The organism is Parvularcula lutaonensis (assembly GCF_014651915.1).
GTDB classification, from domain to species: Bacteria; Pseudomonadota; Alphaproteobacteria; order Caulobacterales; family Parvularculaceae; genus Parvularcula; species Parvularcula lutaonensis.
The window spans coordinates 1,313,699-1,332,767 of the sequence record NZ_BMXU01000001.1; the positions used below are offsets into that span (position 1 = coordinate 1,313,699).

At 63.3% G+C, this 19,069-nt stretch carries 21 protein-coding genes; 11 read left to right on the forward strand and 10 right to left on the reverse strand.

Annotation, left to right across the window (positions count from 1 at the left end; translation table 11 throughout):
• Positions 1-2: 2 nt before the first annotated feature.
• The gene (locus tag IE053_RS06360; protein ID WP_189573497.1) at positions 3-515 is read left to right on the forward strand and encodes a DUF3429 domain-containing protein; all 513 of its coding nucleotides are present in this window, start codon (positions 3-5) and stop codon (positions 513-515) included.
• On the opposite strand, the gene pdeM is transcribed toward IE053_RS06360, so the two are convergent.
• Positions 512-1,240, reverse strand: coding sequence for a ligase-associated DNA damage response endonuclease PdeM (gene pdeM, locus IE053_RS06365; RefSeq protein WP_189573499.1), 729 nt, complete (start codon positions 1,238-1,240; stop codon positions 512-514). The two genes, IE053_RS06360 and pdeM, sit on opposite strands and share 4 nt — an antisense overlap.
• Positions 1,241-1,398: 158 nt before the next feature.
• Between pdeM and IE053_RS06370 the strand changes: the two genes are divergently transcribed.
• Entirely contained in the window at positions 1,399-2,640 is a 1,242-nt protein-coding gene (locus tag IE053_RS06370; RefSeq protein ID WP_189573502.1) for a DUF2336 domain-containing protein, read from the forward strand.
• Here IE053_RS06370 and IE053_RS06375 read toward each other — a convergent pair.
• Positions 2,637-3,422, reverse strand: coding sequence for a class I SAM-dependent methyltransferase (locus IE053_RS06375; protein WP_189573505.1), 786 nt, complete (start codon positions 3,420-3,422; stop codon positions 2,637-2,639). The two genes, IE053_RS06370 and IE053_RS06375, sit on opposite strands and share 4 nt — an antisense overlap.
• Before the next feature lie 29 nt (positions 3,423-3,451).
• On the reverse strand, positions 3,452-4,504 hold the full coding sequence (locus IE053_RS06380) for a 2'-deoxycytidine 5'-triphosphate deaminase (protein ID WP_189573508.1): 1,053 nt from the start codon (positions 4,502-4,504) through the stop codon (positions 3,452-3,454).
• Positions 4,505-4,625: 121 nt separating this feature from the next.
• Between IE053_RS06380 and apaG the strand changes: the two genes are divergently transcribed.
• Together apaG and IE053_RS06390 are read left to right on the forward strand one after the other, a co-directional pair.
• Positions 4,626-5,054 carry a Co2+/Mg2+ efflux facilitator ApaG/CorD gene (apaG, locus tag IE053_RS06385; RefSeq protein ID WP_189573510.1) on the forward strand — a complete coding sequence of 143 codons (429 nt, stop codon included), beginning with the start codon at positions 4,626-4,628 and terminating at the stop codon, positions 5,052-5,054.
• Between the two features lie 104 nt (positions 5,055-5,158).
• Positions 5,159-6,364: a cytochrome P450 gene (locus IE053_RS06390; RefSeq protein ID WP_189573513.1), complete on the forward strand. Its 1,206-nt coding sequence runs from the start codon at positions 5,159-5,161 to the stop codon at positions 6,362-6,364.
• Between the two features lie 3 nt (positions 6,365-6,367).
• On the opposite strand, the gene ttcA is transcribed toward IE053_RS06390, so the two are convergent.
• On the reverse strand, positions 6,368-7,246 hold the full coding sequence (ttcA, locus tag IE053_RS06395) for a tRNA 2-thiocytidine(32) synthetase TtcA (RefSeq protein WP_189573516.1): 879 nt from the start codon (positions 7,244-7,246) through the stop codon (positions 6,368-6,370).
• Between the two features lie 57 nt (positions 7,247-7,303).
• On the opposite strand from ttcA, the gene trpS reads away from it, so the two are divergent.
• Positions 7,304-8,320 (forward strand): tryptophan--tRNA ligase, encoded by a 1,017-nt coding sequence (trpS, locus tag IE053_RS06400; protein WP_189573518.1) that lies wholly within the window; start codon positions 7,304-7,306, stop codon positions 8,318-8,320.
• Between the two features lie 12 nt (positions 8,321-8,332).
• Here the strand turns inward: trpS and IE053_RS06405 are convergent, their stop codons facing one another.
• The 3 genes from IE053_RS06405 to pyk are packed head-to-tail and all read right to left on the reverse strand — an operon-like array spanning position 8,333 to position 10,885.
• Complete coding sequence (locus tag IE053_RS06405; protein WP_229786078.1) at positions 8,333-8,896, reverse strand: DUF4262 domain-containing protein; 564 nt, start codon at positions 8,894-8,896, stop codon at positions 8,333-8,335.
• Positions 8,815-9,453: a bifunctional 4-hydroxy-2-oxoglutarate aldolase/2-dehydro-3-deoxy-phosphogluconate aldolase gene (eda, locus tag IE053_RS06410; RefSeq protein WP_189573522.1), complete on the reverse strand. Its 639-nt coding sequence runs from the start codon at positions 9,451-9,453 to the stop codon at positions 8,815-8,817. Before eda ends, IE053_RS06405 begins: the two co-directional genes overlap by 82 nt.
• A gap of 1 nt (position 9,454) precedes the next feature.
• Positions 9,455-10,885 carry a pyruvate kinase gene (gene pyk / locus IE053_RS06415; protein ID WP_189573523.1) on the reverse strand — a complete coding sequence of 477 codons (1,431 nt, stop codon included), beginning with the start codon at positions 10,883-10,885 and terminating at the stop codon, positions 9,455-9,457.
• A 40-nt stretch (positions 10,886-10,925) separates the two neighbouring features.
• Between pyk and IE053_RS06420 the strand changes: the two genes are divergently transcribed.
• The 3 genes from IE053_RS06420 to phoB all read left to right on the forward strand — a co-directional run bounded on the left by IE053_RS06420 (position 10,926) and on the right by phoB (position 13,923).
• Positions 10,926-12,374, forward strand: coding sequence for an ATP-binding protein (locus tag IE053_RS06420; protein ID WP_189573525.1), 1,449 nt, complete (start codon positions 10,926-10,928; stop codon positions 12,372-12,374).
• Positions 12,375-12,493: 119 nt separating this feature from the next.
• Positions 12,494-13,207, forward strand: coding sequence for a phosphate signaling complex protein PhoU (phoU, locus tag IE053_RS06425; RefSeq protein WP_189573527.1), 714 nt, complete (start codon positions 12,494-12,496; stop codon positions 13,205-13,207).
• Positions 13,208-13,212: 5 nt separating this feature from the next.
• Positions 13,213-13,923 (forward strand): phosphate regulon transcriptional regulator PhoB, encoded by a 711-nt coding sequence (gene phoB / locus IE053_RS06430; protein ID WP_189573530.1) that lies wholly within the window; start codon positions 13,213-13,215, stop codon positions 13,921-13,923.
• Here phoB and IE053_RS06435 read toward each other — a convergent pair.
• Positions 13,920-15,395, reverse strand: a complete 1,476-nt coding sequence (locus IE053_RS06435) for a TrkH family potassium uptake protein (RefSeq protein ID WP_189573533.1) — start codon at positions 15,393-15,395, stop codon at positions 13,920-13,922. The two genes, phoB and IE053_RS06435, sit on opposite strands and share 4 nt — an antisense overlap.
• Positions 15,396-15,509: 114 nt before the next feature.
• Here IE053_RS06435 and IE053_RS06440 point away from each other — a divergent pair, with 114 nt between their 5' ends.
• The gene (locus tag IE053_RS06440; RefSeq protein WP_189573536.1) at positions 15,510-16,652 is read left to right on the forward strand and encodes a patatin-like phospholipase family protein; all 1,143 of its coding nucleotides are present in this window, start codon (positions 15,510-15,512) and stop codon (positions 16,650-16,652) included.
• Here IE053_RS06440 and IE053_RS06445 read toward each other — a convergent pair.
• A complete protein-coding gene (locus IE053_RS06445) occupies positions 16,649-17,095 on the reverse strand; it encodes a M23 family metallopeptidase (RefSeq protein ID WP_189573539.1) in 447 nt (148 codons plus the stop codon). The genes IE053_RS06440 and IE053_RS06445 overlap by 4 nt on opposite strands.
• Before the next feature lie 98 nt (positions 17,096-17,193).
• Here IE053_RS06445 and IE053_RS06450 point away from each other — a divergent pair, with 98 nt between their 5' ends.
• Positions 17,194-17,991, forward strand: a complete 798-nt coding sequence (locus IE053_RS06450) for an undecaprenyl-diphosphate phosphatase (protein WP_189573542.1) — start codon at positions 17,194-17,196, stop codon at positions 17,989-17,991.
• 186 nt (positions 17,992-18,177) lie between these two features.
• The gene (locus IE053_RS06455; RefSeq protein WP_189573545.1) at positions 18,178-18,414 is read left to right on the forward strand and encodes a DUF1150 family protein; all 237 of its coding nucleotides are present in this window, start codon (positions 18,178-18,180) and stop codon (positions 18,412-18,414) included.
• A 51-nt stretch (positions 18,415-18,465) separates the two neighbouring features.
• Here the strand turns inward: IE053_RS06455 and IE053_RS06460 are convergent, their stop codons facing one another.
• The gene (locus tag IE053_RS06460) at positions 18,466-18,933 is read right to left on the reverse strand and encodes a PTS sugar transporter subunit IIA (protein ID WP_189573548.1); all 468 of its coding nucleotides are present in this window, start codon (positions 18,931-18,933) and stop codon (positions 18,466-18,468) included.
• Positions 18,934-19,069 lie beyond the last annotated feature (136 nt).

The following is a 19,069-nucleotide window of genomic DNA, read 5'->3' on the forward strand; positions in this document are numbered from 1 at the left end:
CTATGGTGAAAGAGGTCCACAGCAGCGTGGATACGGGCGCTCTTCGCTCGCGCTCGGCGCAATGGCTGGGATTTGCCGGGCTCATCCCGTTCTGGATGCTGCCCATCATCCAGTTTGGCGAAGCCGGGCTCGGGACGGAATGGAAGCACGCGGCGGAGACAGCCATCCTGCTCTACGGCGTCACCATCGTGTCCTTCATGGGCGGCGGGCGCTGGGTCTTCAGGATCTTCGACGTCGATGACAGCCCCACGTCCCTCTTCGGCGGCTTCCTCGCTGCAGTCATGCCCCCGCTCGTGGCCTGGGCCGTCGCCGCTGCCCCCGATATCCTTTGGGGACGGGAGTTCGGCCCCTTGCCGCGGTGCCTGATCGTCGCCTTCCTGCTCCTCTACCAGCTCGGACAGGACTGGGCGCACAGGCGGGTCATTCCGGCGTGGTACATGGAGCTGCGGATAATGCTGACGATCGGCGCGACGGCGCCGATCTTCTTCGCCCTGGTCCTCGCGCCGATGGTCTAGCCGCGCATCCATGCAGGCGGCGGGGTGTCGGAGCGCAGGCTCGCCCGCGGCACGCCGTAGACGCGGGACTTGCCGCAAAGATAGGCTTGGAAACCTTTCGGGAAGACGCTCGAAAAAGCCGCGTCGAGGACGTTGAGCCCGCCGGTAAAGGCGCCGAAAGCCGGCATCACCATGTGCGAACCATCGCTCACGAAAGCGGGCCGGCGCACGCCGCGACCATCCTTCTGCGCCACCGCGCAAGGGTGAAGGTGGCCTGCCACCTGCCAACCTTCGTGATCGCCGGGCTCATGGCTGAAGGTGAGGCCCGCGACCTCGATGATCTCTTCGGCAATACCCCTGAAACGCGCAGGCGGCTGTGGGTCATGGTTCCCGAGCACCCAGATCCAGTCCGCAGCGCGGCAAAGCGTCTCGAGCCGCGCAGCGTCACTCTCATGCATCCGCGCCTCGGCCTCAGTGTCGTGGAACGCGTCACCCAGCGAGATCACGGTCTTCGCCCGGGTCAGCCGCATCAGTCTCTCGACACCGTCCAGCGTGGCGCGGGTATCATAGGGCGGCAGGAACTGGCCCCGCTTGGCGAAATGCGAGCCTTTCTCGAAGTGAAGGTCGGAGACCACAAGCACACCGGCGTCCGGCAGCCACATGGCACCGGAGCAGTCGAGGACAACCTCGCGCGCTCCCAGGAGAATGGTCCCCGGGAGGCAGGATGGGACCGTTGTTGCCTGCATGTTCCAGCTCTTAACCATCCGGCGCTCGTCCGGGAAGCAACATCGATCAATGTGGACAAAGTGAATCGTATCCAAGCAAGGGCCGCGCTCCGCCGAATTGCCGTAAATATTTAACCTGCTTTTGCTTGGATCAGAGATCAAAGCAGGGCCGAATAACCATGATCGAGAACAGTACAGGCGACGAAGTCGTTGATCGTAATGCAGAACAGCTTCTGAACGCAGTTTCGCAGCTGCTGGTTTCGACGCGGCGGCACCAGACCCGGTCGGACCGCCAATACGCCAATGAACTCGTCGGGCGCATCATCGACGCGATGAGCCTCGAATCCAAGATCAAGGCCGCGGATATCCTGAGCCGCATGTCCGAGCCGCCCGAGGACCTGATCCGCAAGCTCGGCCTCGCCTCGCCCGAGACGGCCCGCGTCATCCTGCTTGGCCGCCACGTCACCGACGCAGTCCTCATGGAAGCTGCGTCGAAGAGTTTCGAGCTGCGCGAGATCATTGCCCAGCGTCCGCAGCTTTCCGAACCCGTGGTCAATCGCCTTCTCTTCTACGAAGAATCCAAGATCGAGAACATGATCCTGCCGCGCTCGGAATGCCCGATTTCCAACAGTCGCGCCGCGCGCCTGATCAACAGGGTCGAGGATGGCTCGACCCTCGGCTGGATGCTGTCGAAGCGGACAGACCTGTCCCCGCGTCTCTCCCTGCGCCTTTTCTGGAGGGTCGAGGGAGACAGCCGCCAGGCTATCCTGTCCCGCTTCAAGGTCGATCCGAGCCTTGCCGCGGAGGTCTTCACCCGCGTCTTCAAAACCGAACAAGATGCCTTCAGCAGCACCCCCCTCGGCAAGCTGGCCCAGCTTGTCTCCGAAGCGCGCGAATCCGAGAACGGCCCTCTCAAGGATGCTCCAGGGCCTCAGCTTACGGACGAACTAACCGCCTTTCGGACCAACGCCAACACGGCTGCCATCCAGACAGTCTCCGACGCTGCGAAGATCAGTTTCGAACTCGGCCGCAAGATTGCCGAAGATGTGCCCGGCGACGCATTCACCATCCTGTGCACTGCCCTTGGCGTAAAGGACAAGGCGTTCGGCAAGATGATGGCGATCCGCCCACGCAAGGGCGCCGGAAGCGCTCCCTATACGAATGAGGACAAAGACCGCTCGATCGCCCTGTTCGACCGGATCTCTCGATCCGCAGCCATTGGCATCCTGAGCTATTGGGAAATCGACCTGATCGAAGACATCAAGGCCAGGGCACGCGAGCAACTCGATATGGACCTCAACGCCATCAAGGAAAGGCTCAGCAGTGAGTTCGATCAGGAGACTGACGAAGAAGCTGAAGCCCGGACCGAGGCTGAAAAAGCGGCAGCCACATCGAAGAAACGCCGCTTCGGCATCTTCTAGGCCAGACCCAGGATTTCGGCGACCGTTGCCGCCTCATCAAGGAAGCGCTCCCGCCTTGCGGGGGCGTTTTCGTCGGTGACGACGATCAGGCCCGCATTCTGGTAGAAGCCTTGCTGGCGATAGCCCGCAAAGCCGCCCTCGACCCCCGTCCTGAAATCAGGCAGCGGACGAAGCCTCCCCTTGGCGGCAGCCCAACGGACCTCGAGCCCGGAGCCTTGGCACCACTCGAAAAGCGCCAGCATCTCGTTCGACAGGAATTCGTCATAGTTCACGAGCTCATCGAACAACAGCACCGTTCCCGGACGGATCGTTCTTCCCAAGCTATCGAACACCTCCGCCGCCGACGAATAGATATCGCAATCGATATGGAGGAGGGCGGCTGTCTCCTCTGCCTCGAGGTCCTGGACGAATGGCGCGAGGGTGTCGCCGAAATAGCCCTGATGAAGCCGCACGTTCGCAGGCACTTCCGGCAGTTCGGGCAGGGAGAAGTCCTGCCGCCAGTCGCCGCGGCCGTCATCCGGGAACCCTTCGAAACTGTCGAAGCCGTGGATCGTCCGTTCCGGGAAAATCTCGGCAAGCAGGCGAATCGAGTGCCCCTTGTGGACACCGAACTCAGCGATCAATCCCGGTCCGGCCTGTGCCGCCGATGCGCGAAGGATGCTGCGCATCGGCTTCTTCTGCCGCTTCACGAGCGGTTCGCGTATGCGGCGCCCCTCTTTCCCGAACCGGTCGTAGAGGTCGAGAACAAAGGCAAGATAGCCCCGCAGATCCTCGGCTGTCATCGCCGCAAGGCGTTCGCTCGCCTTCAAGGTCAGGCCCTGCGGAAATGCTTGGAGAGGCGCAGGCCCTGCCCCTGGTAATTCGAGGACTGAGCACCGCCATAGAGCATCTTCGGCACCTCGCGCAGCCGCTCATATCCAAGCCTTGCGACCCTTTGGCCGTGCTCGAGGATCATCGGCACGTCAAAACCGCGCACCTCGAGGACCGCGCGGCTCGGCGCCTCGACGCCAAAACCAGGATCGAAGAAGCCTGCGTAATGCGCGCGGAAAGCCCCCAGTTCCTCGTCGATGGCGACCATCTCCGCCGCAAGGCCAGGCGGGATCACCACCTCCTCGCGGCTTGCAAGGATGTAGAACTCGTCCGGGTCAAGAGTGATATAGCCGTCGCGAGGTGGCGCGATCGGCTCGAAATAGTCATCGGGATCCAGTGCGCCGACCTCGTCGACATCGATCAGCCCGGCATGGCGCCGGGCACGCCAGCCGGCTATTTCTCCAAGCTCCGCAGACAGATCGACGGAAAGATTGAGGCCATCCGCAACATGGGCGTCGGGACCAAGGACATCACGAAGCTCCTCGTCCGGAAGCGTGGTCACACCCTCCCTGACCCGCAGCTGGTTCAGGGACGACCCCTCGCGCACAACGATCGGGAATGTCCGTGGGCAGATTTCGAGATAGAGCTTGCCCTCGTATCCGGCGGGTACCCGCTCATAGCCCTCATGGCTTTCGGTCAGGAGGCGCACGAAGACGTCGATCCGCCCGGTGGAGCTTTTCGGGTTTGCAGTCGCCGTCAAGCTTTGCGGCAGGGCGAGCCGCTCGTTCAGCTCCACCACATAAACGCAGCCCCGTTCGAGCACCGCGCCACCGGAGAGATCGAGGGTGTGGAGCGTGAGCGCTTCAAGGCGCTCCTCAAGACTGGCGCGGTCGCTGGGCAGGAAGGCCGCCCGGACTCGCCGGGCCGTCGCACCGAGGGTGAGATCGAGGCTTGCCGGCTGGAGCTGGCGCGGACCGGGGCGCGCCTTGATCGCGCCCGCTTCGATGAGGCACCGCAGCGCCTCTCCGCTCAGCACCCCTGAACCACCGGCCATCGGGCATTCCCTTGGTTAATTGCAGCTCTGGAACGCATCGCGCGCAGCGGGCCGCTGGTCAAGCACGGTGATGCCGGGTAACACTTGACCTGATCCCCCTCCGGCGCAGAGGAGTGCCGCCATGATCGACGAGTTTGAAGAGTTCGACGAGGAGCTGGTTTCCGAGGCCGTCACCGACGGAATCCGTGTCCGGGTCTCATCCGATTACATCGAGGACGAGAGCCGTCCCGATGAAGGCCGCTACTTCTGGACCTACACCGTCCGCATCGACAACGACTCCGGCCAGACCGTGACGCTCAAGCGCCGGACCTGGCACATCGCTGATGCGCTGGGGCAGAGCTTCGTGGTCGAAGGCGACGGCGTGGTCGGCGAACAGCCGGTCCTGCTGCCTGGCGATGCCTTTGAATACACAAGCGGAACACCTCTCTCCGCCCCGTCGGGCATGATGTTCGGCGCCTATGAGATGAACCGCGAAGACGGCGCCGTTTTCGAGGCCATGATCCCGCCCTTCAGCCTCGACAGTCCCTACGACACCCGCCGGTTGAGTTGAGGCACCTATTGAGGGCTCGGAACTCGGTTATCGGGCCAGGCAGGGCACGGGGCCCCGGCAAATGGACTAGGCTCAGCGAAGCAGATGTTCTGCGGAGACCTGCCATGAAACCCACGAACGCCAGCCGAGAAATCCCCGTGAGGGCCGATTTGGATGCCTTCGCCGATGACCATGCCTATCTTCGGTCATGCCGCGAGCAGGCGCCGGTCGTCCGCGCGCCATCGGGCGTGCCGATCGTCCTGCATTTCAGGAACATCGAAAAGATGGTCGATCCGAGGACGACGCGCCAGCTCGAAACCGAGGGGCTCGCCTTCCAGGGGGTGACCTCGGGGCCACTCTACGACGTCGTGCAGCGTTCCATGCTGTTCTCGAACGGCCAGGTCCACCGGAATCGGCGCGGCGGCCTGTCCCGGACTTTCGCCTTCAAGCTGATGGAAGGCTACCGCGAAGATGTTCGCGCGCTCGCAGATCGCCTGGTGGCAGGGCATGTCGGCCACGGCCCAATGGATTTCCTCGAAGATATTGCAGGAGAGATTCCCGCACGGATCATCGCCAAGCTCCTTGGCGTGCCCGAGGACGACATCCCGCAGTTCCGCAAGTGGGTATACGCGGCTGTCCGTGGCATCGGATTCCACGGCCCGGAGGAACGGCCGGAGATCGAAAAGGGCGCGCGTGCCCTTCAGGCCTATGTGGATGCCCTGCTCGACGGGCCCGCCTCAGAACGAAGCTTCATCACTCGTTACGTCCAGGACAACCGCGAAGAAGGAAGTCTGACCGAGGAGGAGATCCGCGGCCAGATTATCACGCTCATTATCGCGGGATCGGACACGACGCGGCTCGCGCTCTGCTCGGCCATGCATCACCTCCTCCGTCATGAAGACCAGTGGCGGACCTTCTGTGAGGCACCCGAGGAACTGAAAAAGCCGGTCGTCCAGGAGACGATGCGCTACGACCCCTCCGTTGCGAGCTTTCCCCGTGTCACCCTCGAAGAGCTCGAGATCGACGGCTATGTCATCGACGCAGGGTCCTTCGTCGGCGTCTCGACCATGTCGGCCATGCGGGACCCGGAAGCCTACGCAGATCCCGACCACTTCGACATTCACCGCACGGATCATCCGAAGTGGCATCCGGTCTTTGGCGCCGGGGCGCATCGCTGCCTCGGGGAAGCCCTCGCCCGAGTCGAACTGGAGGAGGTGCTCGCATCGCTCGCCACGCTGGCACCGAACAGCGCCCCGGCAGGCCAACCACCGAAGATCAGCGGCCTCGCTGCGGTGCGATCAATCGACCAGATGGCGCTCGAGCTGCGCTAGCCCTCAAAGTCTCTCGAAATCAAAGATCCGCTCGTCCGCCAGATGGCTCGGCCTGACATTCTGCAAGGCACGGAACATCACGTCGCGCTGACCGGGCTTTTTCTGCTCCCAGCCATCGAGGAGCGCCTTCATCGCCATGCGCTGGAGTCCTTCCTGGGTGCCGCAGAGATTGCACGGGATGATCGGGAACCGGCACAGCTCGGCAAATTTCGCAAGGTCCGCCTCTGCCGTGAAGATCAGGGGGCGGAGAACGTTCAGGTCGCCCTCGTCATTCCGGAGCTTGGGCGGCATCGCCGCGAGCCTGCCGCCGTGGAGCAGGTTCATCATGAAGGTCTCGAGGCTGTCGTCCCGGTGATGGCCGAGGACGATCGCATCACACCCCTCCTCCCGCGCCACCCGGTAGAGGATGCCGCGGCGCAGGCGTGAGCACATCGAGCAGTAGGTCTTTCCCTCGGGCACCTTCTCCGTGACGATGGAATAGGTGTCCTCTGTGATGATCCGGTGCGGAACGCCGAGGCTTGTCAGATATTCAGGCAGCACATGCTTTGGAAAGCCCGGCTGGCCCTGATCGAGATTGCAGGCGACGATGTCGGCTTTCAGCGCGCCCTGCCATTTGAGATCGAGGAGCGCTGCGAGCAGGCCGTAGCTGTCCTTGCCGCCGGACAGGCAGACGAGCCATTTCTGTGGCGAGCCATCTTCCCGCGGCGTGTCCATTGCGAATTTGCGGATCGCTTCCTGGGTCTCGCGCAGGATGCGCTTGCGCAGCTTCTTGAACGCCACGGAGGACGGCGCGTGACGGTAGGCGGCCAGCTCGGGCTTGATCCCCGAAGCTTCCTTGTCCTCTGCCACGCCGGTGTCGATATCGGTGATGCCATCAGCCATGGTTCTTCATTCTCCAAGACTCGCCAGAATGGCAAGCGTGCGCTAACGGCCCGCCCCATGAGCAAGCATACCCAGCGCGTTTTCTCCGGCGTCCAGCCCACCGGCAACCTGCACCTTGGCAACTATCTCGGCGCGATCTCGAAATTCGTGACGATGCAGCACGACTATGAGTCGATTTTCTGCGTCGTGGACCTTCACGCCATCACCGTGCCTCAGGACCCGGCAAAGCTGAAGGCGCAGACCCGCGAGGTCGCGGCCGCCTATCTCGCCGCGGGCATCGATCCCGAGAAGTCGATCATCTTCCAGCAGTCGGCCGTGTCGGCCCATGCCGAGCTCGCCTGGATTCTCGGCTGTATCGCGCGCATCGGCTGGCTCAACCGGATGACCCAGTTCAAGGACAAGGCTGGCAAGGACAAGGAGAAGGCCTCGGTCGGCCTGTACACCTACCCGGTCCTGATGGCCGCGGACATTCTCGCCTACAAGGCGACGCACGTCCCTGTGGGCGAAGACCAGAAGCAGCACCTCGAGCTTGCGCGCGACATCGCGGCCAAGTTCAACAATGATATGAACGCGGAAAACTTCTTCCCGCTGCCGGAGCCGATGATTCAGGGGCCGGCGACGCGCGTCATGTCATTACGCGACGGCACGGCGAAGATGTCGAAGTCCGACCCGTCGGACCTCAGCCGGATCACCTTCACGGACGACGCCGACGCCATTGCGAAGAAGTTCAAGAAGGCGAAATCCGACCCCGATCCTCTGCCAACGGAGAAAGAGGGCCTCGAAGGCCGTCCCGAGGCGAAGAACCTTGTCGGCATCTATGCTGCGCTGGCTGGCACGGATGTCGAAACCGTGCTTTCCGAGTTCGGCGGGCAGGGCTTCGGCGCGCTGAAACCGAAACTGGCCGAGCTCGCGGTGGAGAAGCTCTCCCCCCTCTCCGCCGAGATGCGCCGCCTGATGGACGACCCTTCGCACATCGACAGTATTCTGACGAACGGTGCCGAGAGAGCGGAGGCCATCGCGGCACCGATCCTCAAGGACGTGAAGGACATCATGGGCTTCCGGCCGCGGGGTTAGTCGCGCGGACCATCAGTTGCAGCGTGCCTGCGAATGGTCAGGCTGGGCGGCAGTGATCGCATCGCCACTTCCGTCTTCCCACGGGAAGAAGCCCGTCCCTTTCTCAGGCCAGAACATTTGCATGGCCCGGTAGGTTGATCGTTCCAAGCCCGCCCACTTGCAATACCAGAGCGAGTAATTGACGTGTCCGGCATATCGAGAGGGATGGATTTCGCGAAACGCGCAGTCATAGCCCTTGATGAGCTCGGCTATGCAGTCGCCGTGAGAAAGCTTCAACCCATTCTTCAGCCTTGAGAATAAATCCGACAACAGCGCGTGGGCAAGCTCCGAAGGCAAGCCGAAGACAAGCACGTCCGGTTGGTTGACAGTGACGGGCCATCCGATGGAATATGTGAAGCCGGGGCCATTTTGATCGCCCGAGACCGAAAGCGCCTGCCAACCGTGCTCGTGCACGTCTTCAATGCACTTAAGGTCCATCTCCGTTAGATCGCTGCTCAAAGCGCTGCCGCTTCCCGCGCCAGCGCCTCGACGCCGGCCCAGTCCTTTGCCTTGAGAAGGTCCTTCGGCGTCAGCCATGATCCGCCTACGGTGAAGACGTTCTTGAGCTTCTTGTAGGCTGGCGCCTTGTCCGGCGTGATCGAGCCGGTGGGACAGAATTTGAGCCGCGGCAAAGGTCCCGCAAGGCTTGCGAGATAAGGCGCACCGCCCGCCGGCTCTGCGGGGAAGAACTTCAGCCGCTCGAAGCCTGCTTCCTCGGCACGCATTGCTTCGGACGCCGTAGCCACACCGGGCAGGAGCGGGCATCTGTCCATATGTTGTCCCGCTGCGGTGGCGAGGATCGTGGTGAGGCCCGGACTGACGCAGAATTGCGCGCCCGCGTCGATCGAATTCATGAGGTCCTTCTCTGTAAGGACCGTCCCCGTACCGATAATTATGTCCTTGCGCTCGGTCGCGATCGCCTTGACCGCAGGCAGCGCCGCTGGCGTGCGCAGCGTGATCTCCACCGCATGGATGCCGCCAGCCACCAGCGCATCGGCCAGCGGCAGGGCGTCCGCCTCGTCCTCGATGACGAGGACCGGCATAACGGGTACGGAAGAAAGGAGCTCGTCAATCCGTTCGGCCTGGCTTGTCATCTCAGTTTTTCCCCAGCTTGATAAGCTTCATCGTGTTGGTCCCGCCCTTCACGCCCGACGGAATGCCGGCAATCAGCACCACGCGTCCTTCGTCGGAAATATCGAGCTGCTCCCGCGCCACGCTTGCCGCCTTGGCGGAGAGTTCCTCGAAACTCTCGTCGCGGTCGGTCAGGACGGGCTTCACGCCCCAGGCGAGGGCCATCTGCCGTGCCGATTGGGCATTCGACGTGATGGACAGGATCGGCACCGGCGGCCTGTTCCGGGCCACCGCGTAGGCCGTGCCTCCCGAAAGCGTCGCGGCGATGATCGCACCCGCCCCGGACTTCTCCGCCGCCCAGGCCGCCGCTGCAGCGATCACTTCGCTATCGCTCTCGGGCGCCCTGGTCTCCGCCGCAGCCTTGATTTCCGCCTGCGCGCCCTCGTCCTCCGAGACGGCCTTGAGGATCCGGCTCATGATCGCGATCGCCGCTTCAGGATGGCGGCCGACAGCGGTTTCTGCACTGAGCATCACCGCGTCAGCGCCAAGATAGGCGGCGGCAGCGGTATCGGAGGCTTCCGCTCGGGTCGGGGTTGGCGAGTCGATCATGCTTTCCAGCATCTGGGTCGCAACGATCACCGGCTTTCCGGCATTACGCGCCATGCGGATGATCGTGCGCTGTGCCCGCGGCACCATCTCAAGTGGCAGCTCGACGCCGAGATCGCCCCGCGCGACCATCAGCGCGTCGGCTTCGGCGACGATAGCTTCGAGCTCGTTCATTGCGCCCGGCTTCTCGATCTTGGCAATCAGCTTGGCTTTGCTGTCACCCATCCGCGCCCGCGCCTCGCGCAGATCGTCTGCCGTCTGGACAAAGCTGAGGGCGACGTAATCCGTGCCCTGCGAGATCGCGAAATCGAGGTCCGCGGCGTCCTTGTCAGTCAGGGCCTTCAGCGGCAGCCTGCGGCCGGGGATATTGATGCCCTTGTTGTCGGTCAGCTTGCCCGGCACCTCGCATTTCAGGACCATGCGGTCCTTCCCGGCCTCGGTGACGACGAAGCGGAAGGCGCCGTCATTCATCATCACCACGTCGCCTTCCTGCAGGGCGTCGAACAGCTCCTGGTGCGGAATGGGGATCACGCCCTCTTCGGCGGTCTCACCGAGCTTCGCCTCGTATTCCTGGTCATAGGAGAGGTTCAGCGCGCCTCCAGACAGCTTTCCGACACGAAGCTTCGGCCCTTGCAGGTCAGAGACGATCGCGACCTGCCTGCCGACCTTGTCGGCGGCGGCGCGCACGGCCTCGAACCGCTCCTTGTGGTCGTCATGGCTGCCATGGCTGAAGTTCATTCGGAAGGCGGAGGCCCCGGCGCGGATCATGGCTTCGATGCGGTGCGGCGCACTCGATGCAGGACCCAAGGTGGCGAGGATCTTCGTCTTGGCGAAAGCGGGTTGGGTCATAGGGGGAATTCCCGTCTCTCTCTAGCAAATCGGAACAAGGGTGGCGTTGCAGCGCCAAAGCCCTACAAGCCTGCCGATGGACGTGCAGGCCAACAAGGACGATGTGAAGCCTTCCGCTGCAGAAATGCGCAGGAAGCCGCGCGCGCTCGGCGATCTCGCCGTCGCTGCGGGCGTGGTGTTTCTTGCCCTCAGCCTCGCTCTCGTCCTGGGGTTGGTGCCGCTCGAAGGCGCGCTGCTGGTCGGCGGCATCACCTTCGTCACCCTTGTCATCCGATATGTGGTTCCCCGCCCCGGCGAGATGTTCCAGGCGCTGACCGAGGAGGAAAGCGAAGAGGTCCGGCGCCTGCAGCGTTACTCGATGCTGCTCGACTCCCTGCCCCAGCCGGTCATGCTGCTCGATGGGCAAGACCGGATCGAGCTTGCCAACGCCGCCTGCTCGCGGGTCTTCGGCCAGGCCATCGACGGAAGCCATATCGCAAGTCTCATCCGCGCACCCAGTGCCCTCGGCGCCCTGCGCGAGGCCCGGCACGACAACCTCGCCAAGGAAGCCGAGTTCACCATGGCCGGAGGGGCACAGGAGCTCTCGGCCCTGTTCTACGTTGTCCCACTCGACCCCGAGCACAGCGGCACCGACGGCGAGATGCTCATCATGGTCCGTGACCGGACGGAACAGCGCAAACTCGAACGCATGCGAACGGACTTCATCGCCAATGCCGGCCATGAGCTGCGCACGCCGCTGACTTCGATCCTCGGCTTCATCGAGACCCTTCAGGGCCACGCCAAGGACGACCCGGACGCCCGCGAGCGCTTCCTCAAGATCATGCAGGCCCAAACAGAGCGAATGCTTCGCCTCGTGAAGGACCTCGTCAGCCTCTCGGCCCTCGAACTCAATGAGCGCCGCCTGCCGGAAGACGTGGTCGACCTCCGCGAGGTGGCTGAGACCGTCTGCGAGATGATGGACCCGGTGGCGAAGAACGCCGGCGCCGAGATGGTCCCCGGCCCGCTCGATGGCCCTGCGCGGATCACCGGCGACCGGGACCAGCTCATCCAGGTCGCGCAGAACCTCGTCGATAATGCCCTCAAATATGGCGAACGCCCCGACGGCACACCGACCAAGGTGCACGTCTCGGTGGGCAGGGGCCCCAGCCTCGCTTTCGAGAACGCCGACCGCAGCGGCGACAGCCCGGAGCAGATTGCCGTCAGGGCCGGCTGCCGCCCCGACGACCTGCGCTTCATCCGGGTCCGTGACGAGGGGCCAGGCATCGATCGCAACGACCTTCCCCGCGTCACCGAGCGCTTCTACCGCATCGACGTCGAACGCAGCAGCGCGAAGAAGGGCACCGGCCTCGGCCTCGCCATCGTCAAGCATATCGTCGGGCGCCACCGCGGCGGGATCCAGATCGAGTCGGCGGAGAATCGTGGTGCGGCCTTCACCTGCTACTTCCCTCCGCAGGTGCACTCGGAAGCCGAAGCACCCGCTCAAGACTAATTCTCTGGGTCCGGGCACAAATCGTGCTTAAAATAGCGAAAAAGTTCGGCGAGCCGGCGTAGCTACAAGATTGTGTCACACAAATCGGGCAGCAGGGCGCGCCAAGAGGAGTGTGGACTATGCCATTCGGCATCTTGAGACAGCAAGCCGACCGCATCGAAAAGCTCGATGTCGCCCTCGCCACCATGGGCGGGCTGGTCGAGCAACAGCTGACGGATGCTCTGGCGGCGTTCGAGCAGCGCGATGCGTCCCTTGCCCGGGGCGTGGTCAAACGCGACGCCGAAACCGACCGCTATGAGCGCCAGATCGAACATCTCGTTGCCGATCTCTTCCATGAGCGTCGCCGCGACCAGAACGAAATCCGCCGCATGATGGCCGCTGTCCGCATTGCATCGGAGATGGAGCGCGTCGGCGACCTCGCGAAGAACGTCTCGCGCCGCTCGATCATCATTGCCGAGGCCGACGACGACGGCGAGCATTCCAAGCATGCAGGCGTTGTCCGCATGGGTCGCATCTCGCTGCGCCAGTTTTCCGAAGCGCTCGATGCCCTCTTCCGCCGCAATGCCGACGCCGCCCGCGCGGTGCGCAATGCCGATGACCAGGTGGACGATATCTATAACTCGGTCTTCAGCGAACTGATGACCCTGATGAACCGCGTCCCCGGCATTGCGTCGACAAGCACGCACCTTATCTTCGTCGCCAAGAATTTCGAACGTATCGGCGATCACGCCACGAACATCGCTGAGCGGGTGCACTATGCCCTCACCGGCGAAGAACTCACCTCGGACCGGATCAAGACGGACGTGACCAGCACGCTGATCGCTGCGGAGTAGGAGCCATGGCCGCTGCCACCATCCTCATTGTCGAAGACGATGAGTCGCTTCGCACACTGATGGAATACAACTTCGGCAAGGAGGACTTCGAAGTCCTCACGGCGAAGGATGGCGAAGAGGCCCTGCTCAAGATCGACGAGGAGAAGCCCGACCTTGTGGTCCTCGACTGGATGCTGCCGAGCGTTTCCGGCATCGAGATCTGCCGCCAGCTGCGCCAGAAGCCCGAGACCAAGGGCCTGCCCATTATCATGCTGACCGCGCGCGCCGAGGAAAGCGACCGTATCCGAGGCCTTGATACCGGCGCTGACGATTACGTCGTGAAGCCTTTCTCGATGGAAGAGCTCGTGGCGCGGATCCGTGCCGTGCTGCGCCGCCTGCGTCCGACCCTCGTGTCGGATGTCGTGACCTGCGGCGATATCGAGATCGACCGTACGGCGCACCGTGTACGCCGCAATGGCGAAGAGGTGCACCTGGGCCCGACCGAGTTCCGTCTTCTCGATCACCTGATGCAGAATCCGGGCCGGGTCTTCAGCCGCGAGCAGCTCCTCAACGCGGTCTGGGGGTCGGACGTCTTCGTCGAGGCACGCACCGTGGATGTCCATATCGGACGCCTTCGGAAGGCTCTCGGCAAGCATGGCGACAAGAACCCGATCCGCACGGTGCGCTCTGCCGGCTACTCGATCGAAGGCCAGCAGCCCGACGAGCGGGCTGGCTAACGCACCCAGAAGCTCGGCACGAACAGCACCAGCACCGTGAAGAGTTCGAGCCGTCCCAGCAGCATGGCTGCGGACAGGATCCACTTCGCTCCCGCAGGAAGCGTCGCGAAATTCCCTGCCGGACCGACCACGTCGCCAAGGCCGGGGCCGACATTGGCAATCGCCGTGCCGGCCGCCGACAGCGCCGTCACAGGATCGAGCTGGAACAGCGACAGGGCCACGGCGACCGTCGCGAAGATCGTGAAGTAAATGAAGAAGAAGATCAGCACCGAGCGGAAAACGCTCTCATCGATCGCCCGACCGTTATAGCGCGCCACCGTCACCCGGTGAGGATGGCTGAGTTTCTGGATGTAGACCGACACGGCGGAGAACGCGACCTGCAGACGGAAGATCTTGAGCCCGCAGGACGTCGAGCCCGCGCAGCCGCCGACGAACATCACGCAGAAGAAGAATCCGAGCGCGAACGGTCCCCATGCATTATAATTCGCGCTGGCATAGCCCGTTCCGGTCATGATCGAGACGATGTTGAACGCTGCCGTCCTGATCCCGCCCGAGACGTCATAGCCGAGGGTCGAGATGATCCTGAAGGCGATGATGGCCGTGAAGACCACCGCCGCGGACAGGAAGAACTTCACCTGGCTGTCCGAGAAGATCGCGCTCGCTTTGCCCCGCAGGGCGAGGATGTAGAGACCGAAAGGCAGCGAGCCGAGGATCATGAACACCACCGCGACGACGTCGATCGGCCCGCGCGCCACCCCGGCCGAGACGAAATAGGCGAAGGAGCTGTCCTTGGTCGAATAGCCGCCCGTCGCGACGGTCGTCATGGCATGGTTGACCGCATCGAAGGCGCTCATCCCGAAGAGCCAGTAGAGGAAGAAGCACGCCGCCGTCATCGAGACATAGAGGGTAAAGATCGACGCTGCGAGGTCGTCCGCGCCGGGAAGGACCTTGTCGGACTTGTCGGAGCTCTCGAGACGGAAAAGCTGCATCCCTCCGACCGAGAGGAAGGGCAGGATGGCGATCGCCATGATGATGACACCAATGCCGCCGATCCACTGCAGCATCGAGCGCCATATCAAGAAGCCCGGAGGCCTCGTGTCGAGCCCCGTGACCACGGTCGATCCCGTGGTGGTCAAGCCGGACATGGCCTCGAAAAAGGCATCGGTCACCGACAGCCTGCCCTCTCCGAGGGCAAGCGGCAAGGCGGCCGCAATGACGAGCGTCACCCAGCTCGCCGTGGTGATGAGGAAGCCTTGCCGGGTGGTGATCGTCTCCACCCGGCCCCAGGCGCCTGCCGCCATACCTGCGCCGAGGGTCATGCAGATCACGGAAGATGCAAGGAAGGCCAGCATGTCGGCCCGCGCCGCATCCCCTTCCGCTGCCCAGTCGACCAGCACAGGGATAAGCATCGTGGCGCCGAGGGCTGCCACGAACAGGCCGATGACCAGGAGAACAGGACGAATGTCGCTCATGAACCCTTTGCGATACCCCGATCAGCCCGGACGTCAAATCTCTCCGCGCTGCATTCTGCAATGGTCAGGGTTTGGGATAGGTTTCACCAACCACCATCGTGGTAGGAGCGGGGCATGAGCGAGAACGCGGCAACGGTTGGGTTGGTCCTTTCAGGCGGCGGCGCACGCGGCGCTTACCAGGTGGGCATCCTGAAGGCCCTGGCGGAGGCCTTGCCCGGCCCCCTGCCCTTTCCGGTGGTCACGGGCGTTTCCGTTGGTGCCATCAATGCCGCGGTGGTCGCCGAGGGAGCGGATGATTTCCAACAGGGGGTCGCGCGGCTCGAGCGGCTCTGGCGCAGCCTCAGCTGCGCGCAGGTCTACCGCACCGATCCTGCGCATCTCTTCGGACGGCTCGGCCGTTGGGGCCTTGCCATGGCGTTCAGCTGGGCCGGCGCAAAAGCACCCCAGTCCCTGCTTGATGCCGACCCGCTCAAGGATCTCCTCTACCGCGAAATCGACAGCCAACGGATCACCCGGATGGTGGCCGAGGGTCACCTGCGCGCCCTCGCCGTGACGGCTTCGTCCTATGTGACCGGCATTTCGACGACGTTCTTCCAGGGGACCCAGCCAATTCTTCCGTGGAACCGTGCGCGACGGAAGGGAGAGCGTGCCATCATCGGTCCCCAGCATATCATTGCCTCCTCGGCGCTGCCCGGCGTGTTCCAGGCCCGGAAGGTCGGCGATGAATGGTTCGGTGACGGCGCCATCCGCCAGACCGCTCCGCTATCGCCCGCGATCCACCTCGGCTGTGACAGGCTTTTCCTGATCGCCGCGCGCGACGGCACGCCCGATGACCCCGCGAACTACATGCTGGGCACGCATGATTACCCCACCCTCGGTGTCCTCGGTGGCCACCTCCTCGACATCGTCTTCAACGATAATCTCGATGCAGACCAGGAGCGCCTCGAGCGCATCAACAGGACGATCGAGATCATGATCCCGGAACGGCGGGCGCAGACGAACCTCCGCCGGATCGATACGCTTATGGTCAGGCCGTCGGAGGATGTCCGCAAGATCGCAGGCGAGCATATCGACGAGATCCCGCGCACGGTGAAGACGCTCCTCGGCGCCATAGGAGGCCTGCGCGCGCCATACGTGCTACCGAGCTATTTGACCTTCGAGACTGGTTTCATCGGTGCCCTGATCGACCTCGGTTACAAGGATGCCAAGAACGATATAGGCAGGCTCTTGCGTTTCGTCCGGGTCGGGAATGTCTAGAACGGCACCACACCTGCGGGATTGACCGGGCGGCCATTGATGCGAAGCTCGAAATGCAGGTGATGGCCCGAGGCGCGGCCGGACTTGCCGACCCGGCCGATCTTCTGACCGCGTTTCACCCTGCGGCCTTCGCGCGTGTTGAAGCCTGAAAGATGGGCGTAGTAGCTCTCGACGCCGTTGCCGTGGTCGATGATGACGAGACGGCCATAGCGCTTCTTCCTTCCGCGGAAGATGACCCGCCCTTTCTGGACGGCCCGCACCTCGGTTCCGCGCGGAGCGGCAACATCGATCCCCTCGTGGAAATTGCGCTTCCGGGCACCGTAGTTCGAGGTCACGGTGCCGTCGACCGGCGACACATAGGCTCCCTTGGGCGCCGAGGCGCAGCCGGCAGCCAGAAGCAGCAGGGCCGCGCCGAGAATGATCCTGATCCTTGCGCCGTCCACCGCTTTCGTCCCCCTCCGTAACCAACTGCCAATGTGTTCATACTAGACAGAAGATCCTTTGTGGGCAGTGAAGAGCGTTCCATGATAGCGGCGGCGGCATGACCATTCTCCAGCTCGTCATCCTGGCGATCATCCAGGGCGTGACGGAATTCCTCCCGGTTTCCTCGTCCGCGCACCTGATCCTGCCCTCGGCGCTGATTGACGGCTTTGCCGACCAGGGCCCGATGCTCGACGTGGCCGCCCATGTCGGCACGCTGGCGGCGGTGATCCTCTATTTCCGCCGCGATGTCGGACGGCTGTTCGTCGGCGCAGGCGATTTCGCCCTGCGCAGGAATTCGAGCGATCGCAGGCTTTTCGAGGTCATCACGATAGCAACGATTCCGTTCCTGATCGCTGGCACGCTGGTGGCGCTGACAGGGCTCAACGATCACCTGCGCAGCCCGGTGGTCATCGCCTGGGCCTCCATCGGCTTCGGCATCCTTCTCTGGGTGGCGGACAAGCGGCCCCAGACCAGGGATGGCGACATCTCGACCTTCGGGGCTGCGCTTTGGGTCGGGCTTGCCCAGTGCCTCGCTCTCATCCCCGGAACATCGCGGAGCGGGATCACGATCACGGCCAGCCGGATTCTCGGTTACGAGCGCCGGGATGCCGCACGCTTCTCGATGCTGCTGGCCATACCGGCCATCGGCGCCTCGGGGCTTTATGCAGCCTATGACCTCATCAGCGAGGGCAATCTCGAGAACCTCAAGGCAGCAGGCCTGATCGCCCTGCTCTCGTTCCTTGCCGCGCTGGCCGCGATCGCGCTGTTCCTGAAGGCCTCAGAGCGGTTCTCCTTCACGCCCTTCGTGATTTACCGCATCGCTCTCGGGATCGTGGTTCTCCTGCTTGTCACATAACCGTCATTGAACGGCGCCCTGTGAGCGTTATGTTAGCACTTCTAGGGCAATCATCTCCCCGTGGGGCACGGGGGCAGAAGCGATCTCTTAATAATTTGTTCACCGATCGCGGACGACCCTAGGACCGAGAAATCCAGTAAAAACTGGAACTCGGCGTCGAATAGTAGTGGCAGAAAGGAAGTCTAAATGACGACTTCGATTGACAGTACTGATCGTCGTGTTTGTTACGTCCGGGAAGTTCTAGCGAAGGACGTTCGCGAGGACATCGAGCGCGAGCTCGACGCGACCTATGCTTTTGACGACGACAGTGTTCTTTACGCACTTCACGCCGATGACGGATCCCGCATCGCGCTGATGAGCGATCGCGAGATCGCGTTCGCTGCCGCACGGCAGCACGAAATGACCCCGTTCAGCGTCCACTGACGCTGGCGACAGGTCGCCTTTCCTTAGAAAATCAGGATGGAGGAAGCAGCGTCAGGCTGCTTCCTGATCGCTTTCGGACAGGAGTGCCGCATAGGCGACTTCCGGGTCATCGGCGCTGCGCAGCGCCCGCACCACGCCGGGCATCCGGAAGGTCCTGGCAACGCGGGACAACGCCTTGAGATGGCTTGCATTGTCCGCTTCGGGAGCGAGCAGCAGGAACACGATATCCACGGGCTCATTGTCGATCGCTTCGAAGTCGACCTTGTCCCTCAGCCGCAGCACGATGCCCTGGAGTTCATCCACATCGGCCCGGGCATGCGGAATGGCGATTCCGTGCCCGACCCCTGTCGAGCCGAGACGCTCGCGCTGGATCAGCTTCTCGAGCAAGGCATCCCGGTCGAGTCCGAAACGGCTCGCGGCCAGCCCTGCGAGGCGCTCCAGCACCGAACGCTTGCAGTTTGCGGGGACGTCGAGATGGACGTCCTCGGGCTCGATCAGCCCACGCAAAGATTTCGTCATAACATTCTGCGCCCTCGCGAGCGCACCTTAGCCTGTACCACGGCAACGCAACCCGCGTGGCGGTCGTTGCCCCTCATGCGGGAGCCGTGCCAAACGGCGCCCGCTCCCATCCGCGGGTCCCATAACGGCACGGGGG